7 protein-coding genes are annotated in these 3,219 nt (G+C 38.9%); all 7 read right to left on the reverse strand.

Features of this window, described 5'->3' with window-relative positions; translation table 11 throughout:
• Positions 1-230: 230 nt before the first annotated feature.
• Positions 231-398 carry a hypothetical protein gene (locus KI343_RS19615; RefSeq protein ID WP_212928091.1) on the reverse strand — a complete coding sequence of 56 codons (168 nt, stop codon included), beginning with the start codon at positions 396-398 and terminating at the stop codon, positions 231-233.
• A gap of 11 nt (positions 399-409) precedes the next feature.
• A complete protein-coding gene (locus tag KI343_RS19620) occupies positions 410-670 on the reverse strand; it encodes a hypothetical protein (protein WP_212928092.1) in 261 nt (86 codons plus the stop codon).
• Positions 667-978 carry a MazG-like family protein gene (locus tag KI343_RS19625; protein WP_212928093.1) on the reverse strand — a complete coding sequence of 104 codons (312 nt, stop codon included), beginning with the start codon at positions 976-978 and terminating at the stop codon, positions 667-669. The genes KI343_RS19620 and KI343_RS19625 overlap by 4 nt, the downstream gene beginning before the upstream one ends.
• Before the next feature lie 132 nt (positions 979-1,110).
• Positions 1,111-1,413, reverse strand: coding sequence for a hypothetical protein (locus KI343_RS19630; protein ID WP_212928094.1), 303 nt, complete (start codon positions 1,411-1,413; stop codon positions 1,111-1,113).
• A 127-nt stretch (positions 1,414-1,540) separates the two neighbouring features.
• Positions 1,541-1,753: a hypothetical protein gene (locus KI343_RS19635; RefSeq protein WP_212928095.1), complete on the reverse strand. Its 213-nt coding sequence runs from the start codon at positions 1,751-1,753 to the stop codon at positions 1,541-1,543.
• Positions 1,754-2,089: a hypothetical protein gene (locus KI343_RS19640; protein ID WP_212928096.1), complete on the reverse strand. Its 336-nt coding sequence runs from the start codon at positions 2,087-2,089 to the stop codon at positions 1,754-1,756.
• A gap of 12 nt (positions 2,090-2,101) precedes the next feature.
• Positions 2,102-3,091 (reverse strand): DNA cytosine methyltransferase, encoded by a 990-nt coding sequence (locus tag KI343_RS19645; RefSeq protein ID WP_212928097.1) that lies wholly within the window; start codon positions 3,089-3,091, stop codon positions 2,102-2,104.
• Between the last annotated feature and the right edge of the window lie 128 nt (positions 3,092-3,219).

Here is a 3,219-nt window from a genome sequence, read left to right on the forward strand (position 1 = left end):
ACCGCCGGAACAGGCTTCAATGGAATAACGAATTTAATCATTTCACTCTCTCCTTAACATAAACCGCCTCGTAGTACGTTTCTTCAATCGTCGTGACATATTGCCCTCTTTTGTTAAAAATCTTCTCATATATCCTTATTTCTTTAATTGGACTTGCACATTCAAAACCGGACTTTTCCTTGTCGATACACAACATCAAACATCTGCGCTTATTGGCGTGTCTAATCCTGCTAATAGCTCTCATTGGCAAGCCCATACCTAACAGATATATTTGTCCATTCAAGCGTATATAAGCTGCAATCTTCTATCTTTCTACCATCGCTAGTGTGATAGATTCCAAGCCGTTTAAGTCCTTTGATAAGATGCTCTTTGCGTTGTTTTACTTCCACGTCGCTCATGCTATACCTCCTTATATTAATAAATAATCTATCAGCAAAACTTCCTGTTCTTCTCTAATAAAATCATCATATATTTCCTTGGAGTTGATATAATCATTATCTTCTCCAAGAGCCTGAGCACACTTGATTAAAGCCATATCACAATCTATTTCTTTTACGTCGACTCCCTCGTCGATATCAGCTACAGATTTTGCGTATAATTTTGCTGCGTTATTTTCATTTTCAGCTTTTATTAATGCATAGTATGGGTTGGTAAATTCATAAAATTTCATCGTAAATCCGCCTCCTTTACAAATACTCCGTTAACCATTTTCCCTTTTCTATTTGCAATTTCTAAATAAGCCCGTTCAATACAGTCTTCCACTCTAAAACCTAATTGCTCTGATAGATTCGTAAGCACTACATACGTATCGCCAATTGAATCAAGTATCTTGTCTCCATCCCCTTTAGCTAATCCTTCTGCTAATTCACCGACTTCTTCCATAAGTTTCATCATCTGCTTTTCAGGTGCAGCTTTATCTAAACCCCTATCAATTCCCCATTGTCTGATTAAATCTGTTGTAGCGTTTAAATTTGGCATTAATCTTCACTCCTTATCTAAAAACCACATAACTGAAATCTTTAACCTTGTTCGGATAAACCTTAACGATTTGCACCCGGTCCCCATCTGCATTGATTTTAGTGGTCTCTTTCACATAAACTTTACGCATCATCATCCCCTCTTCCTTGTAGAAACTTTCACACCGATATTTTCGAGATATTCCCTAAACTCTCCCTTATCCATGCCTAGCGCTTTGTAAATATGATCTTTCCGCACTTTCGCTTCTAACAGCATCAAAACCTCTGACTGTTTCATGTCTTGTCCTTTGGATAAAATCCGATCAAGTTTTTCCTGGCTTAATTTGTCATGATTAAGTTTTGCTTGCAGCACCTTCATGCGTTGCTGTTGTTTGGCTGTAAGCTTTTCTGCTGATTGCATAGATTCAATCTCTTCGTAGATATCTAATGCACCCATCAGTATCACCACCAGCTTTGCTCCGGTTGTTCTGCAACTTTTCTTTTGAACGCTTTTTCGAAACATTTATCACATAGGCTGCTGCGCTTATTTCTGACTTCGTTTAAATTGCAATCAATGCACTTTTTCATAGAGATCCCTCCAATCTCTCACGGCGTTCTGCAGCTGTTTCCTTCACCATCACATTAGGACCTAATCTATTCCAATCCCACATAAACATTTGACCGTTCGCAGTGACTAGCCCACCTTCTCCGATAGACTCAATGACAGCTTCAACGCCGTTCATGTCGATGATCGTCATTCCAACCTCAATTTGACCGTATTCTTTCAGTGGTATCATTTAAGATTCTCCTTTCAATGCTTGACGTGCTTTTTTACCGTTATCAGCACCAACCTTTGAAACTGCTTTGGGAAAATTAGCGCCCAAGCTATTGTTTATATCATCTGCATAAAACTCCAAAGCCTCTTTGTAGCGCTTGTTTTCTTTCACAAGCTTATTACCATGCTCTACTTCTTTTCGATAAGCGTCATGCCAGGCCTGCACCTTTTCAGCTTGTTGGATAAGGTAATCTAGATCACCAAAGAATAATTCTGTTGGAGCTAACTTTTTAAAACTTGATAATTCATTCATTGCTTTAAATCTTTCTTTTATCTCTTCCAACCGTACATCCATCACGATTCACCCCCCTTACGCAAATAGCTCTAATTGACCTTCTTTATTAATGTTTCGATCTTTCTCATAACTTCCACTTAGTAATAACTCAAAAATAGACTCTAAGATTTGCACTACAATACTATTCCCGGCTTGATGATAGAGTGTTCCATTCATCATTCCTTGCCTGGTTGGATGTTCTTTTAAAGCTGCATAGTAATCTTCGTCATCGAACCCCATCAGTCTCCAACATTCTTTTTCTGTTAGGTAACGGTATCCTTTACTGGTTTTAATAACCCCACTGTTCGGACAACGCATCTGTTTAGTTGTGATTGTCCATGCATACTCCTTTATTTCATGAAGCATTCTGCCACCAAACGTACCAGGAACATCTTTACCGGGTAATTTGCTTATCATGCTTGGTTGCTTTATGAGGTACTTATCGCTCACGTCTTCTTCTAAAAATTCTTTTACATTCCGCATGGGAACAGTTCGTAATTTAGAAAAATCAAACTGTTTGTTCCCGAGTGTTGAGATTGTAAAAATCCTTTCTCTCGCTTGAGGTATTCCGAAATTTCTTGCGTCTAACACCTCAAAAGAATTTGTATATCCCAATCCCTCCATGTCGCTTAAATAATGATTGAATGCACTTATCATTCGTTTGCTTAGTACACCTTTGACATTCTCCCAGATAACGACTTTCGGCTTCCACACACCTAAATTCTCGATGATTTTTATTGTTTCAAACATCAGCGATGATCTGGTCCCATCTTCAACGTTTCCACCGTATTGCTTGCCCGCTCGACTAAAATCTTGACATGGTGAACCGTGTACTAAGATGTCTGGTTGCAAACTGTACCCCACAACGCTCTCTGGCTTGTAACGATTATCAAACATAGCGTTATAGGTTCTGACAGCTTTTTCGTTCCATTCAACATAATCGATTGATTTGTGTTCTACACCTAGATTGATTAACGCTTTTCTAGGTGCTCCAATACCACCGAAGAGTTCTAAAACCTTTATCACGGTTCTCCCTCACCCTCCATCATCTGTCTGTTGTGCTCCTGCCACGTCTTATCTAGCAAAGCATCATAACTTGTCTTAATCTGTGCATAATCATCGTGCAGCTGCATATAATCGTGATATAGCTCGTC

Source organism: Oceanobacillus sp. J11TS1 (genome assembly GCF_018333215.1).
GTDB lineage: Bacteria > Bacillota > Bacilli > Bacillales > Amphibacillaceae > Oceanobacillus.

Coding starts and splice junctions, on each gene's coding strand:
- KI343_RS19615 (WP_212928091.1), bottom strand. CDS start 398: ATGAGCGACGTGGAAGTAAAACAACGCAAAGAGCATCTTATCAAAGGA.
- KI343_RS19620 (WP_212928092.1), bottom strand. CDS start 670: ATGAAATTTTATGAATTTACCAACCCATACTATGCATTAATAAAAGCT.
- KI343_RS19625 (WP_212928093.1), bottom strand. CDS start 978: ATGCCAAATTTAAACGCTACAACAGATTTAATCAGACAATGGGGAATT.
- KI343_RS19630 (WP_212928094.1), bottom strand. CDS start 1,413: ATGGGTGCATTAGATATCTACGAAGAGATTGAATCTATGCAATCAGCA.
- KI343_RS19635 (WP_212928095.1), bottom strand. CDS start 1,753: ATGATACCACTGAAAGAATACGGTCAAATTGAGGTTGGAATGACGATC.